Genomic DNA, 16726 nt, shown 5'->3' on the forward strand with positions numbered 1-16726 from the left:
TTCTGATTATTCATTAAACGGTGGTTTTTAGAATAAATGACATTAGTTTCATATAGGTAAACCTTTAAGTTGAGAAACTTTTTCACTAAATTACTTTTTGTAGTCGAATAGATATTTTTTATTTTATGTAGCTACTCGTATGATTAAATAACTCAAGATTTCTTTGTTCTTTATTCAATAAAAAAACGGCAGGTCAAGGAGAGTATCTACTCTTCAGACCAGCCGTTTTTATTTATGTTGTTTATTATTCTTCTTCTAAAGGTAATTCTTCTTGGCCTTTTGTATCTTCTGGGACAGCCACTTCTTCACCAATGCCATAAGCTGCTCTAACTAGAGCAGAAACTTCTGCCATCATTTCAGGATGATTAGCCATATAGATTTTAGCATTTTCTCGTCCTTGGCCAATCCGATCTTCTTTATAAGAGTACCAAGCACCGCTTTTATCAACGATGTCTTTTTCTACTGCCATATCTAGAAGTTCTCCTTCTTGTGAGATCCCTAAACCATACATGACATCTACTTCAGCGATTTTGAAAGGAGGTGCTACTTTGTTTTTTACGACTTTGATCTTTGTACGGTTACCAACAATATCTGTTCCTTGTTTCAATTGTTCTGCACGACGTACTTCTAAACGGATCGTTGCGTAGAATTTCAATGCGCGTCCTCCAGGAGTGATTTCTGGATTCCCAAACATCACGCCTACTTTTTCACGGATTTGGTTGATGAAAATAGCGATTGTTTTTGTTTTGTTGATCGAACCAGAGAGTTTACGCAATGCTTGAGACATCAAACGTGCTTGTAACCCGACATGTGAGTCACCCATTTCGCCGTCGATTTCTGCTCGTGGAACTAAAGCAGCAACTGAATCGACTACTACGATATCTACAGCCCCACTTGATACTAAAGCATCAGCGATCTCCAGACCTTGTTCTCCTGTGTCAGGCTGTGAAAGAAGTAGTTCATCGATATTCACACCTAATTTTTGTGCATATTGCGGATCTAACGCATGCTCAGCGTCAATGAAAGCGGCCGTTCCGCCATTTTTTTGTACTTCTGCAATAGCATGTAGCGCCACTGTTGTTTTACCTGAACTTTCAGGTCCATATACTTCGATGATACGTCCACGGGGGTAACCGCCGACACCTAAAGCGACATCTAACGCAAGAGAGCCACTTGGAATTGTAGAGATTTGTTGGTCGATTTTTTCGCCCAATTTCATAATAGAGCCTTTACCATAGCTCTTTTCAATTTTTTTCAGTGCAGCATCTAGGGCTGCTTTACGATCATCTGCCAATACGATAATCCTCCTTATATTTACAAATCAGAGCAACATTTCATTATCCTTATCATATCGTTTTTAGTAATAAAAAGCAAGAAAAAACCGAACAAATATTCGCATTTATCATTTTCTTAAAAGCTGTTTTCTCAAAAGATCAAATCCTTGCATAACCGCATTATATCTGATAGCCGCACGGTCTCTGGCAAAATGATATTTTTCTGAAACCACGCCATCTTTAGATGAAATAGCGATCCATACTGTTCCTGCAGGGTGACCTTCTAACATGTCCGGTCCAGCCACTCCGGTGAAAGCTACACTGTAATCTGTTCTTGCTATCTCACGTGCTTGAATGGCCATCTGCTCCACACATTCTTTGCTGACTGTTCCATATTCTGCTAATAGCTCCGGATCAATCTCCAGAAAACCAGCTTTTGTTTGGAGCGAGTAGGTAACGAAGCCGCCTGGAAATACATCAGATACACCAGCAATATCGCCCAATGCGGCTTGGAAGGCACCGGCTGTCAAGCTTTCCGCCGCTGTTACAGTCTGCTTGTTTGCTTTCAGCAGTTCCACTACGACTTTTGCTAACGAATTATCATCGCCATATCCATAAAAATATTCTCCTACTCGTTCTTGAATCTTTTCTTCCAATGCTAAAAGAGCTTGATTTCCTGCCTGAACATCCTTTGTTTTCACTGTTAGACGCAATGTCACTTCATTTGGTTTGGCATAAGGAGCGATCGTTGGATTGATCTGTGTTTCAATCAGATCTTTTAGTTCAGTGACCAGTCGCGATTCACCAATCCCATAAAAGCGCAAAACTTTAGAAATCAGTTTTTCTTCAGAAGGAAAACGTTCCTCTAGTAAAGGACGTACTTGTTCCACAAACATTGGTTTCAACTCATTAGGCGGACCGGGAAGAAGGATATATGCATGTGTATCTGTTTGATAAAAAGTCCCTAAAGCAAGCCCTGTACGATTTGGTAGAGGAACCCCGCCTTCGATGATTTGAGACTGTTGCAGATTGTTTTTGGTCATTTTTCGATGGGTTGTTTCAAAATATGCCAATAATTTTTTGTATCCTTCCGTATTTTGTATGAGAGACTTACCGAGGTGAGCCGCAGTTGCTTCTTTTGTCAGGTCATCTTCTGTCGGCCCTAATCCGCCACATAAGAGTATGAGTTCACTTCTTGTTTCAGCTAGAGCAATCAACTCTTCTAAACGCTGCTGATTATCTCCTACGACTGTCTGATAATAAACTTCGATACCTAGATCAGCTAGCTGTTCTGACAAGAAAGTGGCATTCGTATTCACGACTTGTCCTAGTAAAAGTTCTGTTCCGACAGCTATTATTTCTGCTTTCATTACTTCCCGCTCCCTTATATAGTATACGCTGTACTTATATATTTTTTTATTTAAAAAGAGGGCAAGGCTGATCCATGGACCAGCCTCTCCCCAGTTCTTTTTTCATTATATGATCAAATTATTTTCGCTTTATCAAGAACCGACGAATCTGACCATCCACAAAACAATACCTACATTGATCCTTTGAACACGCCGCTATTTTTGATGAAGTAATCCGCACCTGAATAGATAGTAAAGATCAGACAAGCATAAAGCATGATTTGGTCTACTGGAATACCGATCAGATTGAATGGGATATTATTGATAAACAGCAAGATAATAGCAACCATTTGTGTAGCCGTCTTGACTTTTCCCGGCCAAGCAGCAGCCATGACTTCTCCATGTTCGACAAGTAGTAAACGTAAGCCTGTGACGGCTAATTCGCGGCAGACAATAATCGCGACTACCCAACCTGGGGCCTTTCCCTGGTCAACCAACATGATAAAAGCGGTCATAACTAGCATTTTATCTGCCAGTGGGTCCGCAAACTTGCCAAAGTTAGTGACAAGACCTCGTGCACGGGCAATTTTTCCGTCTAACCAGTCTGTGATGCTGGCTAATGCAAAAATAACTGCGCCTACTAGCTGCGTAACAGCCAGTGTGGTGTCCCCTACGTTAAGTTGTCCCCAATCTAACGGTAATCCTACAACCAAAATGAAAATCGGGATCATACAAATTCTAAGTACAGTTAATTTATTTGGTAAATTCACATTATCGACTCCTTTCTTCCCTATTCTACGTGACTATCCGCGAAGTTTCCACCGATATTATTTACTTTTCCGAACGAATTTATTCAACGGAGCACTTTTATTGAAATTGATCTTTTGGAAATAACGAAGAAGGACCGCGACACAGATTTGTCACGATCCTTCTTTTTTATACCTACAAGTAAATAGATGAATAAACTCATTTGTACGATCACTCTGCGTATTGGAGAGTCAGGTTCACATTTTTAGGACTCTGATTGTTTTCCCCTGGATTAACTGGTACGGATTCTCCATTCGCTTTGATCGTCGCATTGCTTGCTGCACCGATCGTAATGGTCGCATTGGCCGCTGTTTCCGGTAACACGGTACTTTGTGTTTCATTTGCTGCCAGTGTGCCTTGATAAACATAAGCATTGTCTACTAGTACACCGATCCACACACGATTGACAGCGGTAAACTCAAGAGTGACAGGCTTGGTAGCATCTGTAATATTTACTGCGATGGCACTACCGGAATCCTCTCCTGCAGCTATTGCCATTTTCTTTTCTTCACTTGATTCTGTTGTTGACTCTACTGTAGAAGACTCTTGGGTCTGCGTGCTTTGCTCTGAGGAAGAGGACTCCTCGACTGATCCTTCTACTTTGAGCGAAGAAGCTGTATCGCCGATTATTGGATCAGCTTGACGATCTTGCCAAGTCATATAGCCTACGACAACGACGATCGCCAAAGCAACCAATCCTAATAAAATGACAGGAAGACTTGTCCAAAAACGACTTGGATGCGATTCTTCTTGATGTATTGCTTTTCTGGAAGTACTTACTGTTTCAGGCTGCGGACGTTCAGGGACCGATCCTGTCAATTTGCTTTTTCCATCAAAAACATCGACTAAATGGTCTCCATCTTCTCCTACAGCTTCAGCATATTGCCTAATAAACGCCCGTACGTAAAACTTACCAGGCAATTGATCAAAATCATCATTGTCGATTGCTTCCAAATAACGTTTTTGAATTTTTGTAATCTGCTGTAATTCATCTAAAGATATCTTTTTATTCAGGCGTGCTTGCCGTAATTTTTCTCCGATGGTTTCAAAAGCCACTCGTTCATCTTCTCCAGTCTGTTTGATTCTCCGAAGCATCTGCTGTTGCAATGAAAGACGTTATGTTTGGGGGCTGTGACAAAAGTCGTGTCACAGCTCCTTTTTCCGAATAAACGGCGTTCTCCTGCCAATTCCTCGGTCAAAAGTCACAATATCCATAAAACATGAGCAGCTGTTTTGTGAACTTGTTCCTTATGACTCGGAGCTGAACGGCAGGCTCACGACCTCTTTCTTAAACGGTGTTCCAGAAGTAGCTTCTTCGGCAATAAGCCGAAATATCACAAAAATTTGAGAAGCAATTTTCGTAAATTCCTTCTTATTTCTTGAAGCTGACCACTTCTGTCACAACCTCTTTGATTACTTCGTTTGATTTTATTTTAATATAAGTTGATTAAAAGAGAGCATGATTTGTTTTATTTTCTCATTAATATTTCCAACACATCTAAGAATACCATAAAAGCTGGTTTTGGAGGAGGTTCCTGCTACAAGTCTAAAACGAAATTTAAGACTTTTCTCCATAAAATACTGGTTTATTTTGGTCTCATATAAAACTCACTGAAGGCCTCTTCACTTATAAATGCTTCTCCAGCTGCCAGTACGTCTTTCATTTGGATCGAATCGATGATTTCAGGAAGATCAAATAATGTTCGATCACCAAATAAACTTTGCGTAAATTGATTAGCAATATATTCGATTGAATTCAATGATTGGAAATATTGTCCAAGCATTTTCTTCTTCAGCAAATCGAGATTCATTTCTGACACTTCAGGATCATCAGCGAATCCAAGAATGATTTCTTTGACTTTTTCTGCTGCTTTCTCTGGTTCATCCGTATCTCCGCTGAAGTCCGCAAAGTGAAATTCACGATCCAAGCTGAATTCAAAACCAAAGCTGTCATCGATAATTCCTTGATTGTACATAGCTAGATAGTTTCGAGAAGTATTACCTAAAATCATTTGGAACAACAGATTGATAGCTGTTTTATAACGTAGTAGTTCTGTTCCTTCTTGCGGCAATGTGTCTAATCCTTTAATACCAAGTACAAATTTATCTCGTGTAATGGCTGCTTCCAATGCACTTTGTTTGATGATTTCTTTTGTGTTTTCTGGGAAATAACGTACAATTTCTTGCTTTGGCGGGAAATTTTTTGCTTCTTGGTTTTCCCGAATAAGTTTCATCAATTTCTCAGGCTCCATCTTACCAACTACAAATAAAACCATATTGCTTGGCTGATAAAACGTCCGATAGCACGTATACAAGTCTTGAGCTGTGATTTTGTCGATACTTTCAACCGTGCCCGCAATATCGATATGCAACGGGTGTGCAGGATACAAGTTATTTAGTATACCAAAAAACATCCGCCAGTTAGGGTCGTCTTCATACATTTGGATTTCCTGACCGATGATTCCTTTTTCCTTGTTTACAGTTTCTTCTGTAAAGTAAGGTGCTTGTACGAAGTCGATCAGTGTCGTCAGATTCTGTTCTACCTGATCAGTCGTAGAGAACAGGTAACTAGTTTTCGTAAAACTCGTGAAAGCATTAGCGGAAGCACCTTGCTGTCCAAATAATTGAAAAACATCGCCGTCTTCTTTTTCAAACAGCTTGTGTTCTAAGAAATGAGCGATGCCATCTGGGACTTTCACTTTTTCTTTTTCACCATAGGGAATAAATTCGTTATCGATCGAACCATAATTCGTACTGAACAAACCATATGTCTTGTGATAGTCGTTTTTAGGTAACAAATACACGGTCAAACCGTTTGGTAGTACTTCATGATAAAGCGTTTCATTGATTTGCTCATATTCTGTTTTATTCATTTGCATTTCCTCCTGCTAAAAAGAAGATTGCTTGCAATTCGATTTGCTCAGCTACTTGTTGTATCTCTTTGATCGTTACACTCTCCATACGTTTCAACCATTCTTCATCAGATAATTTTGTTTCCGGCAGCCAGCTATCCAAAAAAGAAGCTTCGATTGCCGCTTGCGGAGAGTCTAGAGAAAGCAGGTATTGGTTTCTTAGCATCGCTTTTGTCTGAGCTAGTTCCAAATCTGTTATTTCACCGTTTCGCAAGCTTTCTAATTGCTCGTGAATCAGGCGAAGTACTTGATTTCGGTTTTTTTCATCGATACCGGTCTGGACACTCATGAACCCTCGGAATGTATCCACACTGCTAGAGGCATAATAAGCTAGACTTTCTTTCTCTCTCACATTCATGAACAGTTTGGAGTGAGGAAACCCGCCAAATAAACCGTTGAAGACCATTAGCGCAAAACGTTCTGGCTCATCATAATACACATTTGTCTGATAAGCTAGATTCAGCTTTGCTTGAACGATTGGCTCACGGACTTGTCGTTCCTTGACGATATTCACTTGAGGCTGGGTATAAAACAATTCTGGATGAGCTGTTTCACGCGGCTCAAATGGTAATTGCCCCACAGCTTCGGCTGCTTTGTCCGGATCAACATCGCCGACAACAAAAATGTCAATTTGATCGTTCGCCATCATTTCTTGATAGTAAGCCGCTAGCGAACGAGCAGTGATCTTGTCTATTTCTTCCACTACGCCTAAACTTGGAATTTTTTGTTCCGGGCTGTTTTCAAAATAAAGTTCTTGCAGTGCATAGGAAGCAAAAGTTTGTTTATCTTCCTTCAAACTTTCCAAATAGAGACGCAGATTGTTCTTTTCCAAGTCAAACGTCAACTGATCAAACTGTTGATTTTTGATATTTGGATAAAATAAAACCTCTTTTAAAAAATCCACCGCTTGAGAGAAAAGGTTCGGATCATTGACATATTCGCCGTTCACAAAGCTGATTCCTACGTTTAGCCAATGCAAGTTCCCTTTTTTCCTTACTGATAGTCCGAAGCTTGCACCATAAAGCTCAGCAAGTTTCGCACTTAACTTTGTCTGATCCGGATAATTCAAACTATTTGTTTCCAGCATACTGCTGAGTAGTGAACGTTTTGTAATGACTTCTTGTTGCAGACGTGCAGTAAAACGGATAAAAATCCGAATCGTTTTGTATTGTTTTGTTGGTAAGACATGAAGATTCACGCCTTCTGCCAATTGATACACCATATTTATATGCTCCTTTTCATAGATGATTGCCTCTTACTCTTTTAGTAGGACAATCGGCCTTTTTTACTTATGCATCTGCTTGAAATATATAAGTACAGGCAATTCGCCGATTTTTCTAAATGATGTTACACTTTATAGTATAGCATAGAAGTTTTTTATCAAAAGGGACAGACGGCTAAAAGCGTATATCGTTTTTTTATTTTTTATTTTTCGATATACTAAAGACATACAAAAGAAGGGAGGGTCATTCATGATCAAAGAATTCAGAGAGTTCATCATGCGTGGTGATGTCTTGGATCTTGCTGTCGGTGTTGTTATCGGGAGTGCGTTTACAAGTATCGTAAACCAAGTGGTACAAGGATTAATCACTCCGCTAATTGGTTGGATTGTCGCTATGATCACAGGAACTTCTGATTTAGAAGGAGCACTTTCAATTCTTGACTGGTCGCCGACAAAAGGTGTCACATTTGCGTTTGGTAACGTTATTAGTGCTATCATTACATTCCTGATTACTGGTTTTGTCTTATTCTTAGTTGTCAAAGCGGCAAACCGTGCGAAGAAATTACGCGCCAAAGAAGCAGAAGAAGAAGTGGAAGAAACACCTACTGCAGAAGATTATCTTAGTGACATACGCGATCTTCTTGCCAAACAAGTGGCAGAAGACAATACGCATCCGGTAGAGCAAACAAATCTTTCAGATACTTCTAAATAATGAAGAATCTAAAAAAAAAAGAAAGCCGATTTTCAGTGTCGGCTTTCTTTTTTTAGATTCTTAACTTGTTACCTGTTCTTTTTTCATGTCGATATGCGGAATATCATCTTCCAAATACACATCTGAGATTGCCTTGAATCCAAAAGACTCATAAAAGGCCTGTAGATATTCTTGTGCACCGATCACAATTGGTTTTTCTGGAAATTTTTTCTGGATCATGTTGATCGTTTCTTGGACAATCTTTCTTCCTAAACCGTCTTTACGGTTATTTTGATGAACAAGAACGCGACCAAAATGGATGCACTCTGCTTCTTCATATACCCGCGTGTAGGCAAGGATCTTCCCATCAGTATCTTGGAAATACGTATGCCAAGCTTGTCCATCGATATCATCAACTTCTTGATAAGGGCACTGTTGCTCCACAACAAAGACTGCAATCCGTTCTTTGACGATTGCATAAAACTCTGCTGTCGACAATTCTTCAAATTTCTTTACCTGGTATTCCACTAAGTAAACGCCTCCTACTTTTTTATTATTAGCATACCGATTCATACACAAAAAAGCAAACGAACCTTACGAATCTCAGGCTCGTTTGCTTTTTAAACTGCTTCAGTTAAAAATTCGATCTCAACTGTCCGAGTAAGTACATCTGAATAGCTGTAAGATACTCGTTCAAAAGAATTTTCTTCAGGATCCAAGTCAACAACGAATACTGAAGGATAGGTTTCTGTTAAAACGCCGCGGCGTTCTGTTTGACGCTTTCTTCCTGTCTGAGCAACCAACATGATTGGGCTGCCGATACGACCTTCTAAATCTTTCTTGATTGAAGCTAAAGTTGTTGGCATACAGTTCACCTCTACTGCTAACTATACCACATATTTTTAAAATTTTCAAGTTTACCATAAAAAAAAAAGAAATGCAATAAAAATAAGTAAGAAGCTCATTAAGATTTTTCTAAATTATTCCTCATTATAAAATTTTAAGTGTTTTTTTATTTTGAGTTTTACCCTTCCATATGCACTCATCACTTGCTTGTGATCCATTGACAAACATTCAGCCATCTCCGCAAAATCAACCCCTTGCATGTAATAATGAAAAATTTGTGCTTCTTTTTTTGAAAATCGGATCTCGCAATTTTCGATTGCTTCTTTTAACAAAAGATGCTGAATCGCTAAAGGTTCCTGCAAGGTGATCTCTGCTAAAAAATCTGGTCCTTCTGTCTCTATTTTTTGGTCGATCGAGACTTCGTCTTTTTGGTCACGGCGCTTCAGCGCGTTCTGTTTTCTCAATAAAGAATAAATTTGATTGCTTATGATACTTTTATAATAACTTCCAAAGCTGACTCCTTTGCTTTTTTCGTAAGTTCTCAATGCCTGATATAAAGCGATCCTCGCTTCTTGTTCCCAATCCTCAGTAACATAATTTCTTAAATAGTAAGTGTTTTTCAAACGTAGTAAGAGTGGAAAATATTTTTGATACAGGGCAGCAAATGCTTCTTCGTCACCATTACGTGCAGCGCGCAATAACTCCTCAGACATAAAATAATTCCTCCATAAATTCGTTTATGGAGGAATCTTATCATCAATGATTCATCGAACTGATTAGAACGATATGTTATTTATTTTTTCTCATTAAATCGTCCAATTTTTGGGACAATTTTTTTAACTGCTCTTCATTCCACGGAGAATTACGTCGAAAATCAACAAAATGCATATCTTTATTTTCTTGGGCTATTGTTTTTTCCGTTTTTTTAATCGTTTTATATAACTCGTAAGCAGAAGTTCGCAACGCCCCCTGAGAAAAAATCATCCACTGTTCTGCTAGATCGCTTGTCGCCACTGTTACTTGTGTCAAACGATCATTCAGCTGCCCAGCGATTCTCTCGATATAACTGTCAGCCGTTTCATCTTCTTTCGTAAAAACAACATCCAACTGATATTTCCTATAATTTTGCTGGATGCCCGGTACTAATTGAGCATCGAAGACAACGATGACTTCCAGTCCTTCATATTTCGCATAATTTGATAAACGATGCAAAAGAGCTTCTCTTGCATCTGCCATTTTGTCCTGCTTTTTAAGCTGGACCAGTTCCGGCCACGAACCGATCATATTGTAGCCATCTACAATCAACAGCTGTTTTTTCATGACCTACTCCCCCTGACGTTGGGAAAAAGCCTGATACATCAGCAATCCAGCAGCAACACTGGCATTTAAACTTTGGACGTGCCCAGTCATTGGAATCGTCAGTAATTCATCCATTTCTTTTTTCAATCCTGGACTCATTCCTTTGCCTTCATTACCAATGACTAAAGCAATGGATCCTTTGGCATTCCATTTTTGGAAGTTTGTGCCGGTCATATCTGTGCCAAATACCCAAAATCCTATCTCTTTGAGCTGTTGCACAGCTTGTACCAAATTCGTCACACGTGCAACAGGCACATATTCCACTGCACCAGTGGAAGTCTTTGTTACGATAGGCGTGATTCCAACTGCTCGGTGTTTTGGTATGATCACACCATCAACGCCACTTGCGTCTGCTGTCCGTAAAATCGACCCAAAATTGTGTGGATCTTCGATACTATCCAAAATCAAAAAGAAGGGGTCTTCTTTTTTCTCTTTTGTTCGTTCAATCAGTTGGTCAAGGGATAAATATTCATAAGGTGTAATCGCAAGAACGACTCCTTGATGCACGCCATGATTGCTCAAAGTTTCTAATTTTTGTTTAGGGACCCATTTGACCGGTACAGCTTGCTCACGTGCGATTTCTTTCAGTTCTTCTACTTTTTCTCCTCGTGAATCTTCTTGAAGAAAGAGTTTATTCCCTCGCCCTTGTTGTAGCGCTTCTACTGCGGCATGGTGTCCAAAGACGAAATTATCTTCTAATGCTTCTTCATTTTGATCAGAAACTGACTGATTTCGTCCAGTTTGCTTTTTATTTGGATATCTATTTTGTTTTTTGTCTTCAAATCCACGTTTCGATTGATGTTTGTTTGTTCTTTCTTTACCCATTTTTTTCACCAACTTTCTGAATACACCAGCGGATCAATTCTTCCATCCGCTCGGTTTGTTTTGTCAAATGCAGATAACCCATCAGTGCTTCGAACCCTGTTGCGACCCGGTAAGTCGTAACGTCAGCATTTTTTGCACTCGTATGGCTTTTGGCATTTCTTCCTCTGCGATAATAAAGCTCTTCTTCTTCTGTCAAAAGATGTTCCTCCAGCATTTGCTGAATCAAAAAAGCTTGTGCATTCGCAGAAACATAATTCGTTGCCGCACGATGCAGCTTATTGGGTTTTGTTTCTCCTTGATCGATCAGGTGGTCGCGAACATAGATTTCGTAAATCGCATCTCCCACGTAAGCCAAGGCTAAACCGTTCAATTGTGTGTAATCTCTCATGCTTCTCTTCTCCATCGGGTTCCTTGGGGTGTATCTTCTAATAAGATCCCTTTTTCTTTCAACAAATCACGGATTTCGTCGCTTCGGGCAAAATCACGATTGCTTCTTGCTTGATTTCGTTCTTCGATCAATTGTTCAATCTCTTCATCCAATAATTCTTCTGCTGTAAATAAAATACCGAAGATCGAAAGCCATTGCGAGAATAAAGCTTCTCCCTGTGCCAAGACAGCGGCAGAAACTTCCGGCTGGTCTAGATAAGTGTTCAGCCATTTAGCAAGCTCATAGACCACTGTGATCCCATTTGCTGCATTAAAATCATCGTCCATTTCTTCGATGAATCGCTGTTCCAAATTTTCTAACAAAGCGATTTTATCCGCATCATCTGCCAAATTCTCTGAGGCAGTTTCTTGGCGGAATTTCAAATTGTCAAACGTATTCTTCAGTCGTTGTAAATTGGTGGCTGCTTCTTTCATCGTCGTTTCACTGTAACGGATCGGACGACGGTATTGTGTGGTCGCCATGAAGAAGCGCAAGACTTGTGGATCGACGTTTTGGATCATTTCATGCACAGTGATGAAATTCCCTAGAGATTTACTCATTTTTTCATCGTCTTCGCCAATCGTTACATAGCCATTGTGCATCCAGTAATTAGCGAATTTTTTCCCTGTTTTCGCTTCACTTTGTGCGATTTCATTTTCGTGATGAGGAAATTCCAAATCTTGCCCGCCACCATGGATATCGATCGTTTCGCCTAAATGTTTTGTTGCCATGACGGAACATTCGATGTGCCAACCGGGACGTCCTTTGCCCCATGGTGAATCCCAAGAAATCTCGCCTGGTTTTGCTTGTTTCCACAAAGCGAAATCTAATGGGTCTTCTTTTTGCTGCTGTTCTTCACCAGTACGCTGACTTGCGCCGACTTCCAATTCATCGATGGATTGGTCACTTAATTTCCCATAGTTTTCAAATTTACGGGTACGGTAATACACATCACCTGAAGATTCATAAGCATAGCCTTTTTCAACCAACACTTGAATAAATGCTAAAATATCTGGCATATGGTCCATGACTCTGGGATGCAGTGTAGCAGGCTCGACATTCAACGCTTTCGTATCTTCTTCAAATGCTCGGATGAAACGATCAGCGACTTCTGGTGCTGTGATGCCTAATTCGTTTGCTGTACGGATGATTTTATCGTCTACATCCGTGAAATTCGATACAAAATCGACTTTATAGCCTCGATATTCAAAATAGCGTCGAATCGTATCGAAAGCAATGGTACTACGAGCATTTCCGATATGGATATAATTATACACAGTCGGTCCGCAGACATACATACCGACATGTCCCTTTTGTATAGGAATGAATTCTTCTTTTTTTCTGGTCAATGTATTGTAGATTTTTATCATTCTGATCTCCTCACTTTTTCTCCTTTGATTCGAACGACTTTTGCTGGTACTCCTACCGCTGTAGCATCGTCTGGAACATCTTTCAACACAACGGCACCTGCACCGATTTTTGCGTTTTTTCCGATCGTTACCGGTCCTAATATCTGCGCATTCGCAGAGAGCATGGCTCCTTGTTTGACCGTTGGATGTCTTTTACCTGTTTCTTTTCCCGTACCGCCTAATGTTACGCCATGGAACAAAATCACATCATCCTCGATTTCTGCAGTTTCGCCAATGACGATTCCCATTCCATGGTCGATGAATACACCTGTTCCAATCGTTGCTCCTGGATGGATTTCAACACCTGTCAGGAAACGCCAAAATTGAGCATTGATCTTCGCCAATAAAAAGAGCCGATGCTGATATAAAAAATGAGAGAAACGATGCCAAAACAAGGCATGAAAACCAGGATAGGTCAAAACGATCTCCGCTGTCGAACGTGCAGCCGGATCGTTTCTCTTTGCTGCATCAATCGCTCGGGCAAACCAACTCATGACTTTCCACTCCTTTCGTAAGTATTTTATGTAGGAAAACAGCTTCTTATAAAGAAAAGAAGCGCCTTTTAAATAAGTTTCCTTATCAAAAGACGCTTTCCGCGTGGTTCCACTTTTCTTCATAATCAACGATTATCTCTGACAGCTAACGCCTGTTATACGTTCTTGGCTACTTCGTTTCCTGTAAAACAGTTTCTCCTGTTTTCTGTATTTTCGCCAAGACCACTCCCAGAGGCATTTCGGCAACCATTCATTGATACCTTGCACCACCCGGTATCTCTCTTGTAATGATCAGCTGCTTACTTTTTTCTGTTCATCGTGTTTAGTTCAGTACTTGATTTAAATGTGCTAATGATTTTTCACGACCAAGCAATTCGATCGTTTCAGGCAATTCTGGGCCATGCATTTGTCCTGATACAGCTACACGGATCGGCATGAAAAGATTTTTCCCTTTTACGCCAGTTTCTTTTTGAACAGCTTTGATGGCAGCTTTTACAGTTGGAGCATCTACTACTTCCATTTGTTCTAGCTGTGCTTTAAATGCATGGAGAACAGTAGGAACTGTTTCACCAGCAAGTACTTCTTTTGCTGCTTCATTCAATACAGGATGTTCATTGAAAAATAGCGTAGACAGATCAACGATTTCTGCAGCATAGCTCATTTGAGGTTGATACAGGCTAACGATCTTCTTCACCCATTCGATTGTCTTTTCATCTGGGTTTTCTGCTACACGACCATCAGCGATTAGATAAGGCAGACACATGTCAGTAAATGCATCTAGATCCATTGCTTTGATGTAATGGTTGTTTACCCATTGCAGTTTTTTCGCATCGAAAGCTGCGGGTGATTTACTTAGGCGTTTTGGATCGAACATTTTGATCAATTCTTGGTGTTCGAAGATTTCGTCTTCGCCCACAGGTGACCAGCCCAATAATGCGATAAAGTTGAACATTGCATCTGGTAAATAACCTAATTCGCGATATTGTTCGATAAATTGTAAGATTGATTCGTCACGTTTGCTTAGTTTTTTGCCTGTTTCACTGTTGATGATCAACGTCATATGTCCGAATGTTGGTGGCGTCCAGCCAAATGCTTCATAGATCATCAGTTGTTTTGGTGTATTGGCAATATGGTCATCTCCACGTAAAACGTGAGTGATTTTCATCAAATGATCATCGACCGCAACAGCAAAGTTATAGGTTGGCATACCATCGCGTTTTTGGATGACAAAGTCGCCGCCGATATTATCGGATTCGAACGAAATAGCGCCTTTTACCATATCTGTAAATGCGTATTCTGTATTGCGAGGCACACGGAAACGTACAACAGATTCTAGACCTTGTGCTTCTTTTTCTGCTTGTTCTTCAGGTGTCAAGTTCGCACATGTTCCTGCGTAATGAGGCATTTCTCCTCTTGCGCGTTGTGCTTCCCGTTCTGCTTCTAATTCTTCTTCTGTGCAATAGCATTTGTATGCTCGATTGCTAGCAAGTAACTGATCAATCAGCGGTTGATAGATTTCTTTACGTTCAGATTGACGGTAAGGGCCGTATTCTCCAGGATTTTCAGGAGATTCATCCCAATCCATTCCCAACCAAGCAAGGTTTTCCAACTGGCTTTTTTCGCCATCTTCGATATTACGTTTTTGGTCAGTATCCTCAATACGAATAATAAAGTCTCCATCATTGTGGCGGGCAAACAAATAATTGAACAATGCAGTTCTTGCATTTCCAATATGCAGGTGCCCAGTTGGACTTGGTGCATAGCGTACGCGTACTTTCGTCATTTTCTTCCTCTTCTTTCAAACTAGACTTTGACTAACAGTAAAAATTCCGTCAGTTACGGCTTCTCAAATATCATTTATTTAAAGCCACTCAGCACAAATTTTACCTTTTCTAAGGTAAATAGTAAAGCCAACTGGTTGAATTTCCTTACCAGTTGGCTGAATTTCTTTTTTATTTTGATTGTTTTGTCTTTTTCTCTGTCTCTTTTTTATTGTCGATCCCTCGTCCTGCATGGGCAGGTTTAGCAAAGATCATGCGTCCAGCGGCTGTTTGAAGAGCGCTTGTCACAACGACTTCGATACGTTCATTCATGTAATGCTGTCCATCTTCTACGACAACCATCGTGCCGTCATCAAGGTAGGCTACCCCTTGCTGGCGTTCTGTCCCAGCTTTTACTACTAGAACATTCATCGTTTCGCCAGGAATGACGACTGGTTTCACGGCATTTGCCAACGCATTGATATTAAGAACAGGTACATTTTGGAATTCAGAGACTTTATTCAAGTTATAGTCATTGGTTACGATGACACCGTCTAAAAGCTTGGCTAATTTGATCAATTTGCTGTCTACTTCGCTGATATCTTCAAAGTCTCCATCATACATTTCGACAGATATACCTTCTTCTTTTTGCAAAGCATTCAAGATATCTAATCCGCGACGACCACGCACACGTTTCAAACTATCCCCTGAGTCCGCGATGTATTGTAGTTCGTAAAGAACAAAATTAGGGATCATCAAGGTTCCTTCTAAGAATCCAGTCTTTGTAATATCATAAATCCGACCATCAATGATCACGCTTGTATCCAAGATTTTATATTTATGGAAATTTTCTCCTGATTTTCGTTCTAACAGTTGGCTCTCCACTTGGCTAGCTGTTTCTTGCTCGATTTTTTTACTTCGTGAACCAAAGACTTTCTTCCATTCTTCGATTCGTGTCGTTCCCATTCTCAATCCCAGATAACCTAAGATGATCATCAGTAAAATCGGCAATACACTATTGACGAATGGAATTTCCATATTGTAAAGAGGGGTTGAGATCACAACGCCCAAAGTCAATCCGATGATCGCACCGATCGCACCGAAGAGAAGATAAGTCAAACTGACCTCGCTTAGTTTTTGTTCTACTTGTTTGATAATAGCTGAGATATGTTTGGCCAACAGCAAAGATAATAAAAAGAAAATAAGTGCGCCTAACAAGCTGTTGGTAAATGTATTATTCAGCCACCCATTTGACTGTTGACCAATTGCCTGCCAAGCTGAGGGTAAAAATGAAATACCCAAGCTTGCGCCGACAATGATCATCAGCAACGTAATGACACGTTTTTGCATC

The 16726-nt window shown here is 40.1% G+C and carries 17 protein-coding genes and 1 other annotated feature; of the genes, 1 reads left to right on the forward strand and 16 read right to left on the reverse strand.

Annotation, left to right across the window (positions count from 1 at the left end):
• Positions 1–244: 244 nt before the first annotated feature.
• The 6 genes from recA to yfmF all read right to left on the reverse strand — a co-directional run bounded on the left by recA (position 245) and on the right by yfmF (position 7564).
• Complete coding sequence (gene recA, locus QK255_RS11940; RefSeq protein ID WP_002293077.1) at positions 245–1294, reverse strand: recombinase RecA; 1050 nt, start codon at positions 1292–1294, stop codon at positions 245–247.
• Positions 1295–1402: 108 nt separating this feature from the next.
• Entirely contained in the window at positions 1403–2644 is a 1242-nt protein-coding gene (locus tag QK255_RS11945; RefSeq protein WP_002293079.1) for a competence/damage-inducible protein A, read from the reverse strand.
• Positions 2645–2814: 170 nt separating this feature from the next.
• Positions 2815–3393, reverse strand: a complete 579-nt coding sequence (gene pgsA, locus QK255_RS11950) for a CDP-diacylglycerol--glycerol-3-phosphate 3-phosphatidyltransferase (protein WP_002293081.1) — start codon at positions 3391–3393, stop codon at positions 2815–2817.
• Between the two features lie 208 nt (positions 3394–3601).
• A complete protein-coding gene (locus QK255_RS11955) occupies positions 3602–4525 on the reverse strand; it encodes a RodZ domain-containing protein (protein ID WP_002310444.1) in 924 nt (307 codons plus the stop codon).
• 491 nt (positions 4526–5016) lie between these two features.
• Complete coding sequence (gene yfmH, locus QK255_RS11960) at positions 5017–6303, reverse strand: EF-P 5-aminopentanol modification-associated protein YfmH (RefSeq protein WP_002293084.1); 1287 nt, start codon at positions 6301–6303, stop codon at positions 5017–5019.
• Positions 6296–7564, reverse strand: a complete 1269-nt coding sequence (yfmF, locus tag QK255_RS11965) for an EF-P 5-aminopentanol modification-associated protein YfmF (RefSeq protein ID WP_002293085.1) — start codon at positions 7562–7564, stop codon at positions 6296–6298. The genes yfmH and yfmF overlap by 8 nt, the downstream gene beginning before the upstream one ends.
• Before the next feature lie 250 nt (positions 7565–7814).
• On the opposite strand from yfmF, the gene mscL reads away from it, so the two are divergent.
• Complete coding sequence (gene mscL, locus QK255_RS11970; RefSeq protein ID WP_002293086.1) at positions 7815–8276, forward strand: large conductance mechanosensitive channel protein MscL; 462 nt, start codon at positions 7815–7817, stop codon at positions 8274–8276.
• Positions 8277–8336: 60 nt separating this feature from the next.
• Here mscL and QK255_RS11975 read toward each other — a convergent pair whose 3' ends face one another.
• From QK255_RS11975 to QK255_RS12020, 10 genes are all read right to left on the reverse strand, one after another.
• Positions 8337–8783, reverse strand: a complete 447-nt coding sequence (locus tag QK255_RS11975) for a GNAT family N-acetyltransferase (RefSeq protein ID WP_002293087.1) — start codon at positions 8781–8783, stop codon at positions 8337–8339.
• A 92-nt stretch (positions 8784–8875) separates the two neighbouring features.
• Positions 8876–9121, reverse strand: a complete 246-nt coding sequence (locus tag QK255_RS11980; RefSeq protein WP_002287434.1) for a Veg family protein — start codon at positions 9119–9121, stop codon at positions 8876–8878.
• A gap of 114 nt (positions 9122–9235) precedes the next feature.
• Complete coding sequence (locus QK255_RS11985) at positions 9236–9814, reverse strand: sigma-70 family RNA polymerase sigma factor (protein ID WP_002293088.1); 579 nt, start codon at positions 9812–9814, stop codon at positions 9236–9238.
• A 76-nt stretch (positions 9815–9890) separates the two neighbouring features.
• Positions 9891–10421 (reverse strand): NYN domain-containing protein, encoded by a 531-nt coding sequence (locus tag QK255_RS11990; RefSeq protein ID WP_002293089.1) that lies wholly within the window; start codon positions 10419–10421, stop codon positions 9891–9893.
• A 3-nt stretch (positions 10422–10424) separates the two neighbouring features.
• A complete protein-coding gene (rlmB, locus tag QK255_RS11995; protein ID WP_002293090.1) occupies positions 10425–11285 on the reverse strand; it encodes a 23S rRNA (guanosine(2251)-2'-O)-methyltransferase RlmB in 861 nt (286 codons plus the stop codon).
• Positions 11278–11673 carry a Mini-ribonuclease 3 gene (locus QK255_RS12000; protein WP_002293091.1) on the reverse strand — a complete coding sequence of 132 codons (396 nt, stop codon included), beginning with the start codon at positions 11671–11673 and terminating at the stop codon, positions 11278–11280. Before QK255_RS12000 ends, rlmB begins: the two co-directional genes overlap by 8 nt.
• Positions 11670–13082 carry a cysteine--tRNA ligase gene (gene cysS, locus QK255_RS12005; RefSeq protein ID WP_002293093.1) on the reverse strand — a complete coding sequence of 471 codons (1413 nt, stop codon included), beginning with the start codon at positions 13080–13082 and terminating at the stop codon, positions 11670–11672. The genes QK255_RS12000 and cysS overlap by 4 nt, the downstream gene beginning before the upstream one ends.
• Positions 13079–13615 (reverse strand): serine O-acetyltransferase EpsC, encoded by a 537-nt coding sequence (gene epsC / locus QK255_RS12010; protein ID WP_002293094.1) that lies wholly within the window; start codon positions 13613–13615, stop codon positions 13079–13081. The genes cysS and epsC overlap by 4 nt, the downstream gene beginning before the upstream one ends.
• Before the next feature lie 85 nt (positions 13616–13700).
• Positions 13701–13941: a binding site (T-box leader), on the reverse strand.
• Positions 13938–15398 (reverse strand): glutamate--tRNA ligase, encoded by a 1461-nt coding sequence (gltX, locus tag QK255_RS12015; RefSeq protein WP_002293095.1) that lies wholly within the window; start codon positions 15396–15398, stop codon positions 13938–13940. Its footprint overlaps the feature before it by 4 nt.
• Positions 15399–15567: 169 nt before the next feature.
• On the reverse strand, positions 15568–16725 hold the full coding sequence (locus QK255_RS12020) for a PIN/TRAM domain-containing protein (RefSeq protein ID WP_002287448.1): 1158 nt from the start codon (positions 16723–16725) through the stop codon (positions 15568–15570).
• Position 16726: the final 1 nt, after the last annotated feature.

The organism is Enterococcus sp. ZQ21, assembly GCF_030053755.1.
GTDB lineage: Bacteria > Bacillota > Bacilli > Lactobacillales > Enterococcaceae > Enterococcus_B > Enterococcus_B lactis.

Excerpts from the sequence above, each read along its gene's own strand:
- yfmH (WP_002293084.1), bottom strand. The coding sequence starts at position 6,303 with ATGAATAAAACAGAATATGAGCAAATCAATGAAACGCTTTATCATGAA.
- QK255_RS12020 (WP_002287448.1), bottom strand. The coding sequence starts at position 16,725 with ATGCAAAAACGTGTCATTACGTTGCTGATGATCATTGTCGGCGCAAGC.
- QK255_RS11985 (WP_002293088.1), bottom strand. The coding sequence starts at position 9,814 with ATGTCTGAGGAGTTATTGCGCGCTGCACGTAATGGTGACGAAGAAGCA.
- QK255_RS11955 (WP_002310444.1), bottom strand. The coding sequence starts at position 4,525 with ATGCTTCGGAGAATCAAACAGACTGGAGAAGATGAACGAGTGGCTTTT.
- yfmF (WP_002293085.1), bottom strand. The coding sequence starts at position 7,564 with ATGGTGTATCAATTGGCAGAAGGCGTGAATCTTCATGTCTTACCAACA.
- rlmB (WP_002293090.1), bottom strand. The coding sequence starts at position 11,285 with ATGGGTAAAGAAAGAACAAACAAACATCAATCGAAACGTGGATTTGAA.
- QK255_RS12000 (WP_002293091.1), bottom strand. The coding sequence starts at position 11,673 with ATGAGAGATTACACACAATTGAACGGTTTAGCCTTGGCTTACGTGGGA.
- QK255_RS11980 (WP_002287434.1), bottom strand. The coding sequence starts at position 9,121 with ATGCCAACAACTTTAGCTTCAATCAAGAAAGATTTAGAAGGTCGTATC.
- mscL (WP_002293086.1), top strand. The coding sequence starts at position 7,815 with ATGATCAAAGAATTCAGAGAGTTCATCATGCGTGGTGATGTCTTGGAT.
- QK255_RS11990 (WP_002293089.1), bottom strand. The coding sequence starts at position 10,421 with ATGAAAAAACAGCTGTTGATTGTAGATGGCTACAATATGATCGGTTCG.
- cysS (WP_002293093.1), bottom strand. The coding sequence starts at position 13,082 with ATGATAAAAATCTACAATACATTGACCAGAAAAAAAGAAGAATTCATT.
- gltX (WP_002293095.1), bottom strand. The coding sequence starts at position 15,398 with ATGACGAAAGTACGCGTACGCTATGCACCAAGTCCAACTGGGCACCTG.
- epsC (WP_002293094.1), bottom strand. The coding sequence starts at position 13,615 with ATGAGTTGGTTTGCCCGAGCGATTGATGCAGCAAAGAGAAACGATCCG.
- QK255_RS11945 (WP_002293079.1), bottom strand. The coding sequence starts at position 2,644 with ATGAAAGCAGAAATAATAGCTGTCGGAACAGAACTTTTACTAGGACAA.